13 protein-coding genes are annotated in these 15,666 nt (G+C 71.7%); 9 read left to right on the top strand and 4 right to left on the bottom strand.

Going from position 1 to position 15,666, the window contains the following annotated elements; translation table 11 throughout:
* Positions 1-17: 17 nt before the first annotated feature.
* Together ACFY1U_RS46920 and ACFY1U_RS46915 are read right to left on the bottom strand one after the other, a co-directional pair.
* On the bottom strand, positions 18-602 hold the full coding sequence (locus ACFY1U_RS46920) for a DUF4328 domain-containing protein (RefSeq protein WP_390700218.1): 585 nt from the start codon (positions 600-602) through the stop codon (positions 18-20).
* Positions 603-799: 197 nt separating this feature from the next.
* On the bottom strand, positions 800-1,270 hold the full coding sequence (locus ACFY1U_RS46915) for a winged helix-turn-helix transcriptional regulator (protein ID WP_390700217.1): 471 nt from the start codon (positions 1,268-1,270) through the stop codon (positions 800-802).
* Between the two features lie 107 nt (positions 1,271-1,377).
* On the opposite strand from ACFY1U_RS46915, the gene ACFY1U_RS46910 reads away from it, so the two are divergent.
* Complete coding sequence (locus ACFY1U_RS46910) at positions 1,378-2,547, top strand: thiolase family protein (RefSeq protein ID WP_390700216.1); 1,170 nt, start codon at positions 1,378-1,380, stop codon at positions 2,545-2,547.
* Positions 2,548-2,554: 7 nt separating this feature from the next.
* Here ACFY1U_RS46910 and ACFY1U_RS46905 read toward each other — a convergent pair whose 3' ends face one another.
* Positions 2,555-3,319: a TVP38/TMEM64 family protein gene (locus ACFY1U_RS46905; RefSeq protein WP_390700215.1), complete on the bottom strand. Its 765-nt coding sequence runs from the start codon at positions 3,317-3,319 to the stop codon at positions 2,555-2,557.
* Between the two features lie 49 nt (positions 3,320-3,368).
* On the opposite strand from ACFY1U_RS46905, the gene ACFY1U_RS46900 reads away from it, so the two are divergent.
* The 5 genes from ACFY1U_RS46900 (at position 3,369) to ACFY1U_RS46880 (ending at position 8,143) form a co-directional block, all read left to right on the top strand.
* Positions 3,369-4,091 (top strand): DNA alkylation repair protein, encoded by a 723-nt coding sequence (locus tag ACFY1U_RS46900; protein WP_390700214.1) that lies wholly within the window; start codon positions 3,369-3,371, stop codon positions 4,089-4,091.
* Between the two features lie 272 nt (positions 4,092-4,363).
* Complete coding sequence (tuf, locus tag ACFY1U_RS46895) at positions 4,364-5,533, top strand: elongation factor Tu (RefSeq protein WP_390700213.1); 1,170 nt, start codon at positions 4,364-4,366, stop codon at positions 5,531-5,533.
* 278 nt (positions 5,534-5,811) lie between these two features.
* Positions 5,812-6,651, top strand: coding sequence for a patatin-like phospholipase family protein (locus ACFY1U_RS46890; protein ID WP_390700298.1), 840 nt, complete (start codon positions 5,812-5,814; stop codon positions 6,649-6,651).
* Positions 6,652-6,705: 54 nt separating this feature from the next.
* On the top strand, positions 6,706-7,551 hold the full coding sequence (locus ACFY1U_RS46885) for a spermidine synthase (protein ID WP_390700212.1): 846 nt from the start codon (positions 6,706-6,708) through the stop codon (positions 7,549-7,551).
* A 139-nt stretch (positions 7,552-7,690) separates the two neighbouring features.
* Positions 7,691-8,143: a DUF4442 domain-containing protein gene (locus tag ACFY1U_RS46880; RefSeq protein ID WP_389080645.1), complete on the top strand. Its 453-nt coding sequence runs from the start codon at positions 7,691-7,693 to the stop codon at positions 8,141-8,143.
* Positions 8,144-8,254: 111 nt separating this feature from the next.
* Here the strand turns inward: ACFY1U_RS46880 and galU are convergent, their stop codons facing one another.
* Entirely contained in the window at positions 8,255-9,193 is a 939-nt protein-coding gene (gene galU, locus ACFY1U_RS46875) for a UTP--glucose-1-phosphate uridylyltransferase GalU (RefSeq protein ID WP_390700211.1), read from the bottom strand.
* Positions 9,194-9,554: 361 nt separating this feature from the next.
* On the opposite strand from galU, the gene ACFY1U_RS46870 reads away from it, so the two are divergent.
* The 3 genes from ACFY1U_RS46870 (at position 9,555) to ACFY1U_RS46860 (ending at position 15,634) form a co-directional block, all read left to right on the top strand.
* Complete coding sequence (locus tag ACFY1U_RS46870; protein WP_390700210.1) at positions 9,555-11,345, top strand: RICIN domain-containing protein; 1,791 nt, start codon at positions 9,555-9,557, stop codon at positions 11,343-11,345.
* A gap of 270 nt (positions 11,346-11,615) precedes the next feature.
* The gene (locus ACFY1U_RS46865; RefSeq protein ID WP_390700209.1) at positions 11,616-14,081 is read left to right on the top strand and encodes a beta-glucosidase; all 2,466 of its coding nucleotides are present in this window, start codon (positions 11,616-11,618) and stop codon (positions 14,079-14,081) included.
* Positions 14,078-15,634 carry a carboxylesterase/lipase family protein gene (locus ACFY1U_RS46860; protein ID WP_390700208.1) on the top strand — a complete coding sequence of 519 codons (1,557 nt, stop codon included), beginning with the start codon at positions 14,078-14,080 and terminating at the stop codon, positions 15,632-15,634. The genes ACFY1U_RS46865 and ACFY1U_RS46860 overlap by 4 nt, the downstream gene beginning before the upstream one ends.
* The last annotated feature ends 32 nt before the right edge of the window (positions 15,635-15,666 follow it).

Below are 15,666 nucleotides of genomic sequence, written 5' to 3'. Positions count from 1 at the left end.
CTTGGGACTGCTCCGCCTCACCGCGCTGCAACAGGTGTGGGTGACGCGGCGCTGAGCGCTGCGCTCTGCAGTGCGGTGATGCGCTGGATCACGAACACCGCGAGCACGGCCGCGGCCAGGTTGAGCGCCTCCGTCACCACCAGCAGGGGCCAGGTCCCGCCCCCGAACCGGGATGCCATGGCGATCACGGTGTGCCCGGCCCAGGCCGCCCACCAGACGTTCACCAGGACCTCGTCGCGGCCCTTCTCCGTCGTGCCGGGGCTGCTCGCCCGCTGGACCTCCAGGACGAGTCCGCGCGGAACCCACAGGTTGACCACCGGTATCAGCCAGGCCACGACGGCCCACACGCCGGGTTGCGAGGCGGCCCCCGGAGAAAGCACCCGTGCGTTTCGCCGGCAGCGGCTGAACCACACCAGGAAGAGCACGACCGCCGCGGTCATGACGTTCACGAACACCATCGATCTGAAGCCGAACTCGTTCAGCGACGCGTTCGTGGGGCGCAGATCATGAGCTCTGAGGGCCAGTGCCCGGAAGACGTCCGCGACGGCTGCCGCGGCTATGGCGGCTTGCGAGAAGCGGGCGAGCAGCCATGGTGCGTTCATGACAGGGCTGTTCGTCGTGCCGACCGGACTGTTCACAGTGGGAGACCTATTTCTGGCGGGGCGGCACGCACTGTGGCGGCGCGGCAGAGGGATCGGGCGCCTCGGATCATAGATCGCCCCGCGCCCGGGCGGGCCGGATCTGCCGCGACATCGCCAGACGCGGGGCGAGGGCGCTCGCCGATCCTGGTTTCTCCGGGTCAGGCCGCCGACGGCCCCTTCACCGTCCACCCCTCTGCCTGCGGGTGGGCGGTGAGGTCCTCGTGGTGCACCGGCTCTCCGCAGGCCTGGCAGGTGACGACCGGGACGAGTTCGTTGCCGCAGATGTGCTCGACCACCATGGGGAGGCCGACCCCGTTGCGCAGGTGGCGGTCGCCCCACTCCTTGAGGGTCATCAGAACCGGCTCCAGTTCGAGCCCCGCCTGGGTGGGCCGGTACTCGAAGCGCTGCGGCCGTTCGCTGTAGGCGCGCTTCGTCAGGATCCCGGCGTCCACGAGGCGCCGCAGACGGGCGGCCAGGACGTCGCGCGGGGCGCCGATGTTGCGCACCAGCTGGTCGAAGCGCCCGTTGCCCAGGCACACCTCGCGCACGACGAGCAGGGAGTACTTCTCGCCCACCAGCGCCAGGGTGTCGGCGATGGAGCAGGGGCGCGGGTCTTTGGTGGCGGCCATGACGCCCAGTCTAGGGGAGGGTTTGTTTTTCCAACCTTCGGAGTTATGGTGAGTTTGGATTTCCTACTCACGAGTAGTTCCCGTCGATCCGCCGTGGAGGCAGACACATGCGTGACGCAGTCATCGTCGAAGCCGTACGCACCCCGATCGGCAAGGGCAAGCCGGGCGGCTCCCTCGCGCACGTCCACCCCGTGGAGCTCCTCGCCCACACCCTGCGCACCCTCGTCGACCGCTCCGGCGTCGACCCGGCACTGATCGACGACGTCATCGGCGGCACCGTCGACCAGGTCGGCGAGCAGGCCATGAACACCACTCGCTACGCCGTGCTGTCGGCGGGCTTCCCGGAGACCGTCCCGGCGACCACGGTGGACCGCCAGTGCGGCTCCTCCCAGCAGGCCGTGCACTTCGCCGCGCAGGGCGTCATCTCGGGCGCCTACGACCTCGTCGTCGCCTGCGGTGTGGAGTCGATGAGCCGGGTGCCGATGTGGTCGAACGTGCCGCCCGGCAAGGACCCCTTCGGCCCCGGCGTCGCCGAGCGCTACCCGGAGGGCCTGGTCCCCCAGGGCATCAGCGCCGAACTCATCGCCGCCAAGTGGTCGATCACCCGCGACCAGATGGACGCCTTCGCCGTCTCTTCGCACCGCAAGGCCGCCGAATCCTGGGCCGGCGGGCTCTTCGACAGCGAGGTCGCGCCCCTGGAGGGGGTCACGCGCGACGAGTGCGTACGGCCGGGCAGCACCACCGAGATCCTCGCCGGCCTCAAGCCCGCCTACCACGACCCGGCCTTCGCCGAGCGCTTCCCGCAGATCGAGTGGAACGTCACCGCGGGCAACGCCAGCCCCATCAACGACGGCGCCTCCGCCGTGCTGATCACCTCCAGCGAGACCGCGGCCCGCCTCGGCCTGCGCCCGCTCGCCCGGCTGCACAGCTTCGCCGTCACCGGCTCCGACCCGCTGCTGATGCTCACGGGCGTCATACCGGCGACCGAGAAGGTGCTGCGCAGGGCCGGCCTGACCCTCGACGACATCGACCTGTTCGAGGTCAACGAGGCGTTCTCCAGCGTCGTCCTGGCCTGGCAGCAGGAGACCGGCGCCGATCTCGCCAAGGTCAACGTGCACGGCGGCGCGATCGCGATCGGCCACCCGCTCGGGGCCAGCGGCACCCGTCTGACGACCACCCTCGTGCACGCCATGCGCGCGCGTGGCGCACGCTACGCCCTGCAGACGATGTGCGAGGCGGGCGGACTCGCCAACGCGATGATCCTGGAAGGCGTCTAGCGGGCCGTCAGCGACCGCGCAGCTGGTGCCGCTTGCGCCAGGCCACCACCGCGGCCGCCAGCGCCGGTACGGCGATACAGGCCATGGCGATCAGGAAGGCGGGGGACGTCGGCGCGGAGGCACGGGCACCGGCGACGGCGTACGCGGCGGTGTTCGGCACCGAGCCGAGCGCGGTCGCGAGCACGAACGGCACCCAGCCCATGCGGGAGACGGCGGCGCAGTAGTTCGCAGCCCAGAACGGCACGCCGGGGAACAGCCGGGCCGCCATCATCGAACGGAACCCGTGCCGGCTGAGCTGCCCGTCCGCCGCCTTCAGCAGCCGGCCCCGCAGCAGCGGGCGCAGCGCGTCCTGCCCCAGCAGCCGGCCCAGCCCGAAGGCGACCCCGGCGCCGAGCACCGTACCCACGAGGGCCGTCCCGGTCCCCAGCTGGGAGCCGAAGAGTGCGCCCGCCCCGAGGTTCAGCAGCGGCCGCGGCACGAACGCCACGGTGCACAGGCCGTACGCCGCCGCGAACACCATGGCCGCCGCTGCCCCGCCGAGCTGCGGCGGCCAGCCGTTCGCCAGCATCCGCTGTGGCTGGAAGAGCAGCACGGCACCGGCGGCACTGGCGAGCAGGACGACGAGCAGCGTCAGCCGCGACCACGGCGAGAGCAGCACGCGCGTGCAGCGCGCGCCGAGGCTCGGCGGTGGTACGGCGACAGCGAGCTCCGTGGCGGCGGCCCGGGGAGAGGCCGTGGCGGTGCCCCCAGAGCGGGTGGTGGCATCGAGCATCCGGTGACACTAACCGACGCATGTGTGTGATCGCCGTATGGTTCGTCCCATGAGCGTCACAGGTGAGGCCATACCGCATGTGCCGTTCAGCACACTCGCCGACACCGTGCTGGAGCGGCTCACCGCCACCTACGCCGCCGCGGCCGACCCGGAGCGCGCCGAGTCCATGCGCGCGTACATGAAGGACGTGGCCCCCTTCCTGGGCCTCGGCACCCCCCTGCGCCGGACCCTGTCCCGCGCCGTCGTCGCGGGCCTGCCGCGGCCCGACGAGGGCGACTGCACGGCGATCGCCCTGCGCTGCTGGCAGTTGCCCGAGCGGGAGTACCACTACTTCGCCGTCGACTTCCTGCGCCGCCACGCGCGCGTGTGCACCTCCGGCTTTCTGCCGGTGGCCCGGCACCTCGTCGCCACCGTCCCCTGGTGGGACACCGTCGACGCGCTCGCCGCCCATGTCGTGGGTGCGCTGGTCGCGGCCGACCCCCGGCTCACGGCGGACATGGACGCCTGGATCGCGGACGACGACCTGTGGATCGCACGCACCGCGCTGCTCCACCAGCTGCGCTACAAGGAACGCACCGACACCGAGCGGCTCTTCGCCTACTGCCTGCGCCAGTCCGGGCACCCCGACTTCTTCATCCGCAAGGCCATCGGCTGGTGCCTGCGCGAGTACGCCAAGACCGACCCGGAGGCCGTACGGGCCTTCCTGGCCCGGGAACGCAGCCGGTTCGCGCCGCTGTCGGTGCGGGAGGCACTGAAGAACATCGGGCCCTGAACCGGAGCGGCACCCGAACTCGTGTGACCTGAAAAATCATTCGACGCCGGGCAACGCGTCGGCAATGATCGGCGTCATGTTCCGGTACGCCTTCCACCTCGCAGCATCCGCAGTCGCGGATGCCCCGAAGGCTGCCGTTCCCACTCTCGTCGCCGCAGTCGACGGCGCCCGAAGCTGACCCTCTCCGGATCGTCCGGCGGACCCCGCAGGGGGAGGGTCGGCGAGTCCTTGGGGTCCCCATCTCTCCTACGAAGAGGCTTCGAGGTATCGCCATGCCCAAGACGGCGTACGTGCGCACCAAACCGCATCTCAACATCGGCACCATGGGCCACGTCGACCACGGCAAGACAACCCTGACTGCCGCCATCACCAAGGTGCTGGCCGAGCGCGGCACCGGCACCTTCGTGCCGTTCGACCGCATCGACCGCGCCCCGGAGGAGGCCGCCCGCGGCATCACCATCAACATCGCGCACGTCGAGTACGAGACCGACACCCGGCACTACGCGCACGTGGACATGCCGGGCCACGCCGACTACGTCAAGAACATGGTCACCGGCGCCGCGCAGCTCGACGGGGCGATCCTCGTCGTCTCCGCGCTCGACGGGATCATGCCGCAGACCGCCGAACACGTCCTGCTTGCCCGGCAGGTGGGCGTCGACCACATCGTCGTCGCTCTCAACAAGGCCGACGCGGGCGACGAGGAGCTCACCGACCTCGTGGAACTGGAGGTGCGCGAACTGCTCACCGCGCAGGGTTACGGCGGCGACGCCGTGCCCGTCGTACGGGTCTCGGGGCTGAAGGCCCTGGAGGGCGACCCGCGGTGGACGGCGTCCATCGAGGCGCTGCTCGACGCCGTGGACACCTATGTGCCCATGCCCGAGCGGTACTTGGACGCGCCGTTCCTGATGCCTGTGGAGAACGTCCTCACCATCACCGGCCGGGGGACGGTGGTGACGGGTGCGGTCGAGCGCGGTGTCGTCCGCCTGGGCGACCGGGTCGAAGTGCTCGGCGCCGGGCTGGAGAGCGTCGTCACCGGCCTGGAGACCTTCGGCAAGCCCATGGAGGAGGCGCAGGCAGGCGACAACGTGGCGCTGTTGCTGCGCGGGGTCCCGCGGGACGCGGTCCGGCGCGGACACGTCGTGGCGGCGCCCGGCAGCGTGGCGCCGAGCCGCCGCTTCTCCGCGCGCGTGTACATCCTGTCGACGCGCGAGGGCGGGCGTTCGACCCCGGTGTCGAGCGGCTATCGGCCGCAGTTCTACATCCGCACCGCGGACGTGGTCGGCGACGTCGACCTCGGCCAGGCAGCCCTCGCCCGGCCCGGCGACACCGTGACCATGACGGTCGAACTCGGCCGTGACGTGCCGCTGGAGCCGGGACTCGGCTTCGCGATCCGCGAGGGCGGCCGCACGGTCGGCGCGGGGACGGTGACGTCGGTCGGTTGAAATGTGCACGGCGCTCGCTTCTTCGGGGGCGGGCGCTGTGTGCCCGGTTGTCCGGCGCTGGGCGCCGCTGTGTTGGCGAGGCCGGTTCGGCTTCGCGATCCGCGAGGGCGGCCGCACGGTCGGCGCGGGGACGGTGACGTCGGTCGGCTGAGCCTGTGCGGCGCCCGCCTCCTCAGGGGCGGGCGCCGCACAGGCGGCCGTTCGGAGCCGATTGTCAGTGCCGTGCGCAAGACTTGATCGCATACGCAGTCGTGGGTCGTGGAGAGACGGGGGAGACCATGGCGGGCAGGGCGTTGGTACTCGGCGGCGGGGGCGTCGGCGGCATCGGGTGGCTGGCCGGGATGGTGTACGGACTGTCCGAGGCGGGCGTCGATCTCGGGAACGCCGACGCGGTGTTCGGTACGTCGGCAGGGTCGGCGGTGGCCGCCCAGCTCCTGGCGGTGCGCACAGTGCAGGAGCTGTACGAGCGTCAACTGGCCGAACCCGAAGGTGAGATACCCGCACGCATGGGCGCCGGTGTGATCGCCCGCTTCGTCTGGGCCACGCTCACCTCACGCACACCCGAGGCGTACGGCCGCAAGCTCGGCCGGATGGCGCTGCGCGCGCGGACACCCTCCGAAGCGGCCCGCCGGGCGGCGATCGAGAGCCGGCTGGTGTCTCCTGGATGGCCGGACGGTCCGCTCCGGATCACCGCCGTGGACACGGGGACCGGGGCGCTCCGGGTGTTCGACAAGAACAGCGGCGTGCCCCTGGCGGACGCCGTCGCCGCGAGCTGCGCGGTGCCGGGCGTGTGGCCGGCCTGGCCGATCGAGGGCCGCCGCTGGACGGACGGCGGGGTGTACTCACCGGCCAACGCCCACCTGGCGAGCGGATACGAACGCGTCGTCGTCCTGGCCCCCATCGCCTCGGGCGGCGGCCCCGTCGCCTCGGTGGCCGACCAGGGCAGACGGCTCGCCGAGCAGGGCACCCGGGTCGCGGTCGTGACACCCTCGGCGGCCGCGAAGGAGGCGATCGGGCCCAACGCGCTGGACCCCGCGGTCCGGGCGGCCTCGGCACGGGCGGGACTGGCACAGGCGAAGGAGCACGCGAGACAGGTGGCGCAGGTCTGGAGCACCTGAACCCACGAGCCCGGACCGCACGCCCGCGGCTCCCGCTCCCGGCACAATGGACCCGTGGACGAGCCGATACCCGTGACCCGAGACGTCGATCACGGCACCGCCAAGCTGATGCCCGACGTCGACCGGAAGCGGGCCTGGCTGCTGACGGTCGACGGGGCGCCGCAGTCGTATGTGGATCTGGACGAGCCGGCACACCTGGAGTTCGAGTACGCACGACGGCTCGGGCACGTCCTCGACACCGTCGCCGGACCGGGCAGCCCGCTGGACGTGCTGCACCTCGGCGGGGGCGCGCTCACCCTGCCCCGGTATCTGGCCGCGACCCGGCCCGGCTCACGACAGGACGTCGTCGAGGCGGACCGCGCCCTGCTGGAACTGGTCCTGGAGCACCTGCCGCTCCCGGACGGCTCGGCCGTCACCCTGCACACCGCCGACGCCCGCACCTGGCTGGAGGCGGCCGCCGCGGACTCGGCGGACGTGCTCATCGCCGATGTCTTCGGAGGCTCCCGCGTCCCGGCACACCTCACCTCCGTCGCCTACGCCCGCGAGGCCGCCCGGGTGCTGCGCGACGGGGGCGTCTACCTGGCCAACCTCGCCGACGCGGCGCCCTTCGCGTTTCTCCGTTCCCAACTCGCCACCTTCGCAACGGAGTTCCAGAACCTGGTGGTGATCGCCGAACCGGCCGTCCTGCGCGGGCGGCGCTTCGGCAACGCCGTACTCGTCGCCGCTCACCACCCCGTCGACACGGCCGCCCTGGCCCGGCTCATGGCAGCCGACGCCTTTCCCGCACGGGTCGAGCACGGGCAGGGAATCCACGACTTCATCGCGGGCGCGCGCCCGGTGCGGGACGAGGACGCCGTTCCGTCGCCCGAGCCCCCCGACGGGGCGTTCGGCATCGGCTGAACCGTCCAGGGGACTCGGCGGAACCGCCCCCCCCCTGATCTGGTGCTCCGCCGCGCGCTGCGCACGTTCGGCACGCGGGCCACCGCCGCTGAAGCAGCCCTCTGGTCAGCGAAGGCTACTCGTGGGTAACATGCCCGACATGAGCGCAGACCAGATGTCGATCGGCGAGATGCTCGCCGCGACGGTGCCGATGGCCCGGACCCTGAACCTCCAGTTCCTGGAGACCACGCCCGAGAAGGCCGTGGTGGCCCTGCCGGACCAGGGTGAGTACCACAACCACGTCGGCGGGCCGCACGCCGGCGCGATGTTCACCCTCGGTGAGACCGCGAGCGGGTCGATCGTGCTGGCCGCCTTCGGGGAGCAGCTCGCGCGGGCCGTGCCGCTCGCGGTGCGCGCCGAGATCGCGTACAAGAAGCTCGCGATGGGAGCGGTCACCGCCACCGCGACTCTCGGTCGCCCGGTGGCCGATGTCGTCGCGGAGCTGGATGCCGGGGAGCGGCCCGAGTTCCCGGTGTCGATCGAGATCCGGCGCGCGGACGGTGCCGTCACCGGCGAGATGACCGTGGTGTGGACGTTGCGTCCCAACGGCTGAGCGCTGACTGCGCACTGGGCCCGGAGGCGCCTCGCCCCGGGCCTAGTGCGCGTCAGGTGCGGTGACCCGCGGCGAGACCGCTGAGGTCACAGCACCCGAGGGCACGCGGTCTCAGGCCGCCAGCGGACGGCGTCCGGGGCCGGTGCCTTCCTCCAGCCCGGCGACGAACTCCTTGAGCCAGGCGGTGAATTCGGGACCGAGGTCGTCGCGGTCGCAGGCGAGGCGGACCACGGTGCGCAGATAGTCGGCCTTGTCGCCGGTGTCGTAGCGCAGTCCGTCGAAGACGACGCCGTGCACCGTGCCGCTCGAGGCCAGTTCCTGCAGGGCGTCGGTGAGCTGGATCTCGCCGCCGCGGCCGGGTGGGGTGCGCTCCAGGGTGCTGAAGACGGCCGGGTCGAGGACGTAGCGGCCGATGACCGCGTAGCTGCTGGGTGCGTCCTGGTGGGACGGCTTCTCGACCAGGCCGGTGACACGGACCACGCCGTCCTCGCCGGTCGCCTCGACCGCGGCGCAGCCGTAGAGGTGGATCTGCTCCGGCGGGACCTCCATGAGGGCGATGACGCTGCCCGCGTGCCGGTCCCGCACGTCGAGCATGCGGCTGAGGAGGGTTTCGCGGGGGTCGATCAGGTCGTCACCGAGCAGGACGGCGAAGGGCTGGTCGCCGACGTGGCGGCGGGCACACAGGACGGCATGGCCGAGGCCGAGCGGCTCGCCCTGGCGGATGTGGTGGATGCTGGCCAGGCGGGCGGGATCGCGCACCGCGTCCAGACGTACCGCGTCGCCCTTGGCGGCGAGAGCCTGCTCCAGTTCGAAGGCGCTGTCGAAGTGGTCCTCGATGGCGCGCTTGTGGCGTCCGGTGACCATGAGGACGTCGTCGAGCCCGGCCGCGGCGGCCTCCTCGACGACGTACTGGATGGCCGGCTTGTCGACCACCGGCAGCATCTCCTTGGGGGTCGCCTTGGTCGCGGGCAGGAAACGGGTGCCGAGGCCGGCGGCGGGAACCACGGCCTTGGTGACCGCACGGGGGGAAGTGGCGTGGGGGACGATCATGCGGCTCATGCTGGCGTACGCGGATGAGAGCCGGCAGAGAGAAACATGGGATCCCGCTGTGCGTCGGCCCGGCAGTGGAGGTTTCGTGTACCAAGCGCCCGGGGGTGTGCACAACTCGCCGGCCGCCCTACGGTTGTTTCGAATGCCGGTGCGGATACCGCCGGTAACTTATCTGAAGTTGCCGCGTTTTGAACTTTCGTCACTTGAACTCCTTGTTTCCCGTACGTCAATTGTGCGAAAGTGAACGGCCCTGTAGCGGTCCCAGAACCTGACCCGACATAGGTATGCACCAAAGAGGCGCCTGCTTTCCTATGGACGCGAAATCCGCCTACCGTCCTGCGGCTTGGAAGGAAATGGTTCAGTGCAATCCCCCCACCCCCCACGACCGCCGTACCCGCCCCGTCCCGGATCGGGGTCCGCCGAGTCCGACCGCAACCTCATCGCGCAGCTGGGCGCGGGCGCAGCGGGCGCCCGTGCGGGCGCGCTGCTGCTGGCCCGGCACTGGCGGGCCACGTACGACTACGCAGTCATATGTCTTGCCTCCGGGGAGAGTCCGGCATCAATGGCCGCGGCCGCCGCGTTCCACCGGGTGTTGGGCCGGCCGGGCGGCGGCGCCCTGCGGCCCCAGCTCCTCACGGCCGTACGGGACACCGTCAAGGAGTGGGCCGCGGATGACGGTATTTCCGCTCTTCTGCCGGAACTCCGCAAACCGACCGGCGGGCGCGGACTGCGTGCCGCGCGGTCCGCGACGCCCGAAAGACGGCATATCGCCGAGCGGGCATTCCGGGCCCTTCCGGGAGCCTCGCAATGTCTGCTGTGGCACTCGGAGGTCGAGGCCGAACCCATAACCGTACCGGCTGGTCTGTTGGGAGTGGATGCGCCCACCGCGTCGGCCGCTCTGGAGCAGGCGCGCGAGCAATTCCGGGTGGGCTGTGTGCGCGCCCACCGGGAACTCGCACCCGGTAGGGAATGCCGCTTCTACAACCGCCTCCTCGACGTCCCGATCCGCCGTGGCGGTGCCCTGCTCCCGGATGTCCAGCAGCATCTGATGGAGTGCCGGTACTGCCGCCACGCCGCCGAACAACTCAGTCATTTCGAGGGCGGCCTGGAGGTGCTGCTCGCGGAGACCGTGCTCGGCTGGGGCGCCCGGCGCTATCTCGACTCCCGCCCCGGCCGCGGCGGAGACCTGGCGTTCACGCCCGGCCGCGGCGGCGCGCGTACCGGTGGCGGGCGGCACCGGCCCGACTCGCCGCGCAAGCACACCAAGGCCGTCGTCGTGGGTGTCGGTCTGACGACGCTCGCCCTGCTCGCCACGGTGCTCGTCAGCAAGGGCTGGTCCGACGACAACGCCGTCCCGGGCTCCGGCGTCACCTGGGGAGCACCCAGCAGCAGCACCCTGCACCCCACGCCCCGCCCGGGCGACGCCTCGTCGGCCGGCTCGCCCTCGCCCGCCTCCGCGGGGCAGCCCGTCGAGGTCGGACGCGGCAGGCTCCGCAACCCGAAGGCCGGACTCTGCCTCGACGTCGAGGGCGGCAGGCCCAGGCCCGGTGCCGCGGCCGTACTCGCGGCCTGCTCCACGTCCGGGTCCCAGCAGTGGTCGTACCAGGACGACGGTCTGCTGCGCAGCGCCGCCGCTCCCGCCCTGTGCCTCGACTCCGACGCCGACAGGAACTCGGTGACCCTGGCCGACTGCGTGGCGCACGCGGGCGCGGTGCGCTACGACCTCACGGTCCGTGGGGAGCTCCTGCTGCGCGGCGGCAAGGGACTGCTCGTCGCACCGGGCAAGCGGGCGGACGTCGTCGTCACCGCGCGGGACGGTTCCGACGGGCAGCGGTGGACGCTTGAAGCCGGCATCGACGGCACCGGCCGCACGGAGCAGCAGGGCGGAGCGCAGGAGAGCGGTCGCTCCGCCGGCCAGGGCTCTTCCAGTCGCGCGCCGCGGCCGCCCGGCTCCCAGGTGCCGGAGCGGAAGCCCGAGGCCGAACCCTACGACGGGCAGTACGAGGAGCGGTTCGCCCAGGTCGACAAGGAAACCGGACCCTCCCGGCCGCCGGCGCCCCTCGACCGGGTGCGCACGCTCCCGGCCGACGCGCTGGGCACGGTCACCTCCGTCGCAGGCATGGCCGCAAAGCTCGGGGCCGCCCTGCACTGATCAACGCTGATACAGGGACATACAACTCATCTGGGGCCGCCCCTTCGGAGCGGTCCCAGCTTCGTTTCTTGTCGACATCAGAGTGATTCTTGTTCGCTTCATTGACACGAGTCACTAGCGGTCATAGTTTTCCCGCCGCGCCCACGGTGCCCTACGGGGTGTCAGGTCGGTCCTGAAGCAGACTGCGTTCAGATGCCGAACGCAGTCGGGGCCGCCGGGCGTGCCTGCGGTTCACATCGTCGTGCCCGCACACCGAAGGAGTGACGGCCCATGACCGACACTGTCTCGCGGAGATCCGCACTACGTCTGCTGGGCGGCTCGATCGCCGTCGCCGCGGCGGCCACCAGCGGTCTCACACCCCCAGCGCACGCACTGGACAGACCAGAGGCGGGGGCCGGCTCCCGCGTCGAAGGCCTGATCGGCAAGCTCACCCTCGACGAGAAGCTCTCCCTCCTGCACGGCGCCACCGACGCGAAGTCGCTCGGCCAGGCGGGTTACATCCCCGCTGTCGAGCGCCTCGGCATCCCCTCGCTCCGGCTCGCCGACGGTCCCGCCGGAGTCCGCGTCACCCGGCGCGCCACCGCCCTGCCCGCCCCCGTCCTGCTGGCCTCCGCCTTCGACCCGGACCTGGCCCGCCGCTACGGACAGGTCATCGGACGCGAGGGCCGCGCCCTCGGCCAGGACGTCCTGCTCTCCCCGATGGTCAACCTGATCCGCACCCCGTACGCGGGCCGCAACTTCGAGACCTTCAGTGAGGACCCGCTGCTCGCCTCCGGCATGGTCGCCGCCGAGATCGGGGGCATCCAGGGCGAGGGTCTCATCGCCACCGTCAAGCACTACGCGCTGAACAACCAGGAGAAGGACCGCATGTCGATCGACGTGCGCGTCGACGAGCAGACCATGCACGAGATCGAACTGCGCGGCTTCGAGGCGGCCGTCGGCGCCGGAGTCGGCGCGGTGATGGGCGCCTACAACAAGGTCAACGGCACGTTCTCCTGCGAGAACAAGACCCTGCTCACGGACATCCTGCGCGACCGGTGGGGCTTTGACGGCTGGGTGATGACCGACTGGTTCGCCGCGCACAGCACCGTCGCGGCGATCACCGCCGGCCTCGACATGGAGATGCCCGACGGCACCCACTTCGGCACGGCGCTCAAGTCGGCCGTCCAAAGCGGCAGCGTCCCCGAGCGCTACGTCGACCGTTCCGTACGCCGCATCCTCACCGTCATGGACCGCTTCGGCCTCCTCGACGGCAGTGCCCCGCCGCGCCCGGACCGCGACGCACCGGCGGGAGCCGCCCTGGCGCTGGAGGTCGCCAAGGCGGGCGCGACACTCCTGCGCAACGAGCGCCACACGCTGCCCCTGGCCCGGGGCGGCACCGTCGCGGTGATCGGCCCGACCGGCACCCTGCCCTTCGTCAGCGGTGGCGGCAGCGCACACGTCGTGCCGGACCACGCCGACAGTCCGCTGGACGCCATCAAGTCCCGGGCGGGGAAGGTCACTTACGCCCTCGGCGAGGATCTGTTCGGCAAGCCGGTCCCGGCGTCCGCGCTGAGCCCCGCCTTCGACAGCGAGGGGCAGGGGGTGGACGCCGGCAAGGTCTGGACGTACGACGGGACGCTCACCGTCCCCGAGAACGACGAGTGGACCTTCGTCCTGCACTTCTCGTCCGCGCCCACGGCCCGCCCCAAGGTCCTCCTCGACGGCACGGAACTGTTCCCGCAGGCCTCGGGCTACGGCGAGTTCTTCACCGGCGGCCTGGTCTCGGCCGCTCCCGACGGATTGTCCGTGCGCCGCAAGACCCTCACCCTCGCCAAGGGCGCCCACACGCTGAAGATCACCGCGCAGGGCGGAGCCGACGGTCTGCTGTTCCGGCTGCGGCGCAGCACCGGCGCGACCCGCGCGCAGGACGTCGCCGAGGCCGTCAAGGCCGCCCGCGCCGCACGGGACGTCGTCCTCTTCGCCTACGAGGACGCCACCGAGGGCCAGGACCGCACCACGATCGCCCTCCCCGGCCACCAGCGGCAGCTGATCGAGGCCGTCACCGCGGCCAATCCGCGCACCACGGTCGTCCTCAACACCTCGTCCTCGACCTCGATGCCCTGGCTGCGGCGCACCGGCGCCGTGCTCCAGATGTACTACCCGGGCCAGGAGGGCGCGGCCGCCACCGCCGCAGTGCTGTACGGCGAGTGCGACCCCGGCGGCCGCCTCACTCAGTCCTTCCCCGTCGACGACGACCACCACCCGGTCGCCGGCGACCCGCGCCGCTACCCGGGCGTGGACGGCACCGAGGAGTACTCCGAGGGCATCCACACCGGCTACCGCTGGTACGACGCCGAAGGAGTGCGGCCGCTGTTCCCCTTCGGGCACGGGCTGTCGTACACCTCCTTCTCGTACGAGGACCTGCGGGCCCGCCGCACGAAAGACGGCATCGAGGTGTCCTTCACCGTCCGCAACACCGGCCGGCGCGAGGGCGTCGCCGTGCCGCAGGTGTACGTCGGACCCTCGCCGGACCTCCGACTCGACCAGGCGGTACGGGTGTTGGGCGGTTACCGGCGGCTGACCCTGCGGGCGGGGGAGCGGCGGCGGATCGCCGTGGAAGTCACCGCGCGCACATTGTCCTCATGGGATCCGAAGCGTCACGATTGGGTGCTCGGGACCGGCCGGCGCACGCTGTGGGTCGGGGCGTCCTCGCGTGATCTCCGGTTGCGTGCGAACTTGGAGGTGGGCACGTGATACGACGCATCGTCATCGGCCTGACGGCCCTCGCGGCGGCCCTTGTCGCACCCTTCCCGGCGCAGGCCGCACCCTCGGGAGGCGACCCGGTCGTCCGCACCGACGCGGGTCTGGTGCGCGGCGAAACCACAGCCCAGGGACGGCAGTTCCTCGGCATCCCGTACGCCCAGCCGCCGGTCGGCAGGCTCCGCTGGCGCGAGCCGCACGCCGTACGGCCCTGGCAAGGGGTGCGTTCCGCCCAGGACTTCGGCAACAAGTGCGTACAGACATCGAGTTGGGACCCGGGCTACGAGCATCCCTCGTACACCGAGGACTGTCTCGACCTCAATGTGTACGTCCCCCACGGCTCCGCCGGACGCTCGGTCCTGGTCTGGTTCCACGGCGGCGGACTGACCGCCGGCGCCGGCCAGGACGTCGTCCCCGACGCCTTCGCGCGGCAGACCGGAACGGTCGTCGTGACGGTCAACTACCGCCTCGGCGCGATGGGTTTCCTCGCCACGTCCGGTCTCGACGGCGACACGCACGACGGGGTCTCCGGCAACTTCGGCATGCTCGACCAGCAGGCCGCGCTGCGCTGGGTGCGCGCCAACATCGGCCGCTTCGGCGGCGATCCGGGACGCGTCACCATCGCGGGCGAGTCGGCGGGCGGCCGCTCGGTCTGCACCCAGCTGGCCTCCCCCACGGCCAGGGGCCTGTTCCGCGGCGCGATCATCGAGAGCGGCGCCTACGACGACTGCACCGCCCGCACCCACCAGGACGCGGTGGCCCAGGGAGCCGACTTCGCCAAGAAGCTCGGCTGCACCACCGTGGCCTGTCTGCGCGGCAAATCCGCCCGTGACATCCTCGAGGCGCAGGGCGCATTCGACTGGAACCCGGTGGTCGGGGGCGCCTTCCTGCCCGTCCAGCCCGAACAGGCCGTCGCGAGGGGAACCGCGGCCCGGGTGCCCGTGATCAACGGCTCGAACGAGGACGAGGGCCGGCTGTTCGCCTTCTCCAGCTTCGACCTGAAGGGCACACCGCTCACCGCCGAGCAGTATCCGCAGGTCATGCGGAACGACTTCGGCGAGCAGGCACTGCAGCGCTATCCGCTGTCGGCCTTCCCGACGCCGACCATCGGCTACGCCACCGCACTGGGCGACGTCCTGTTCAGCTGCCCGGCGCTGCGGCTCGACGGGCTGCTCGCCACCCGCGGTCCGGTCTACTCGTACGAGTTCGCCGACCGCACCTCCCCACCCTTCGCCTCCCTGCGCAATCTGCACACGGACTTCGACTTCGGCGCGACGCACGTCAACGAGGTCCAGTACCTCTTCAAGCACTTCGGACTGGAGAGCCCGCTGAACGCCGAGCAGAAGGCGTTGTCCCGGCAGATGGTCCAGTACTGGGGATCCTTCGTACGGGACGGTGTGCCGCGGGCCGCGGGACAGCCCCCGATGCCCGCGGGCCCGGGCGTGGTCCTGTCCCTGAAGACCGCGTCCAAGGGCGGAAACACCCTGAGCACCACTGTCCATCAGGAACACCAGTGCGACCTGTGGGACGGCGCCTCGGCAGGCTGACCCGGTAGGCTTCCCGGCGTGCGCCCCCGTGC

The sequence above is a fragment of the Streptomyces sp. NPDC001351 genome (assembly GCF_042896045.1).
GTDB lineage: Bacteria > Actinomycetota > Actinomycetes > Streptomycetales > Streptomycetaceae > Streptomyces.
Note: the sequence above shows the minus strand (reverse complement) of the source record. Positions and strands in the feature narration are given on the sequence as shown.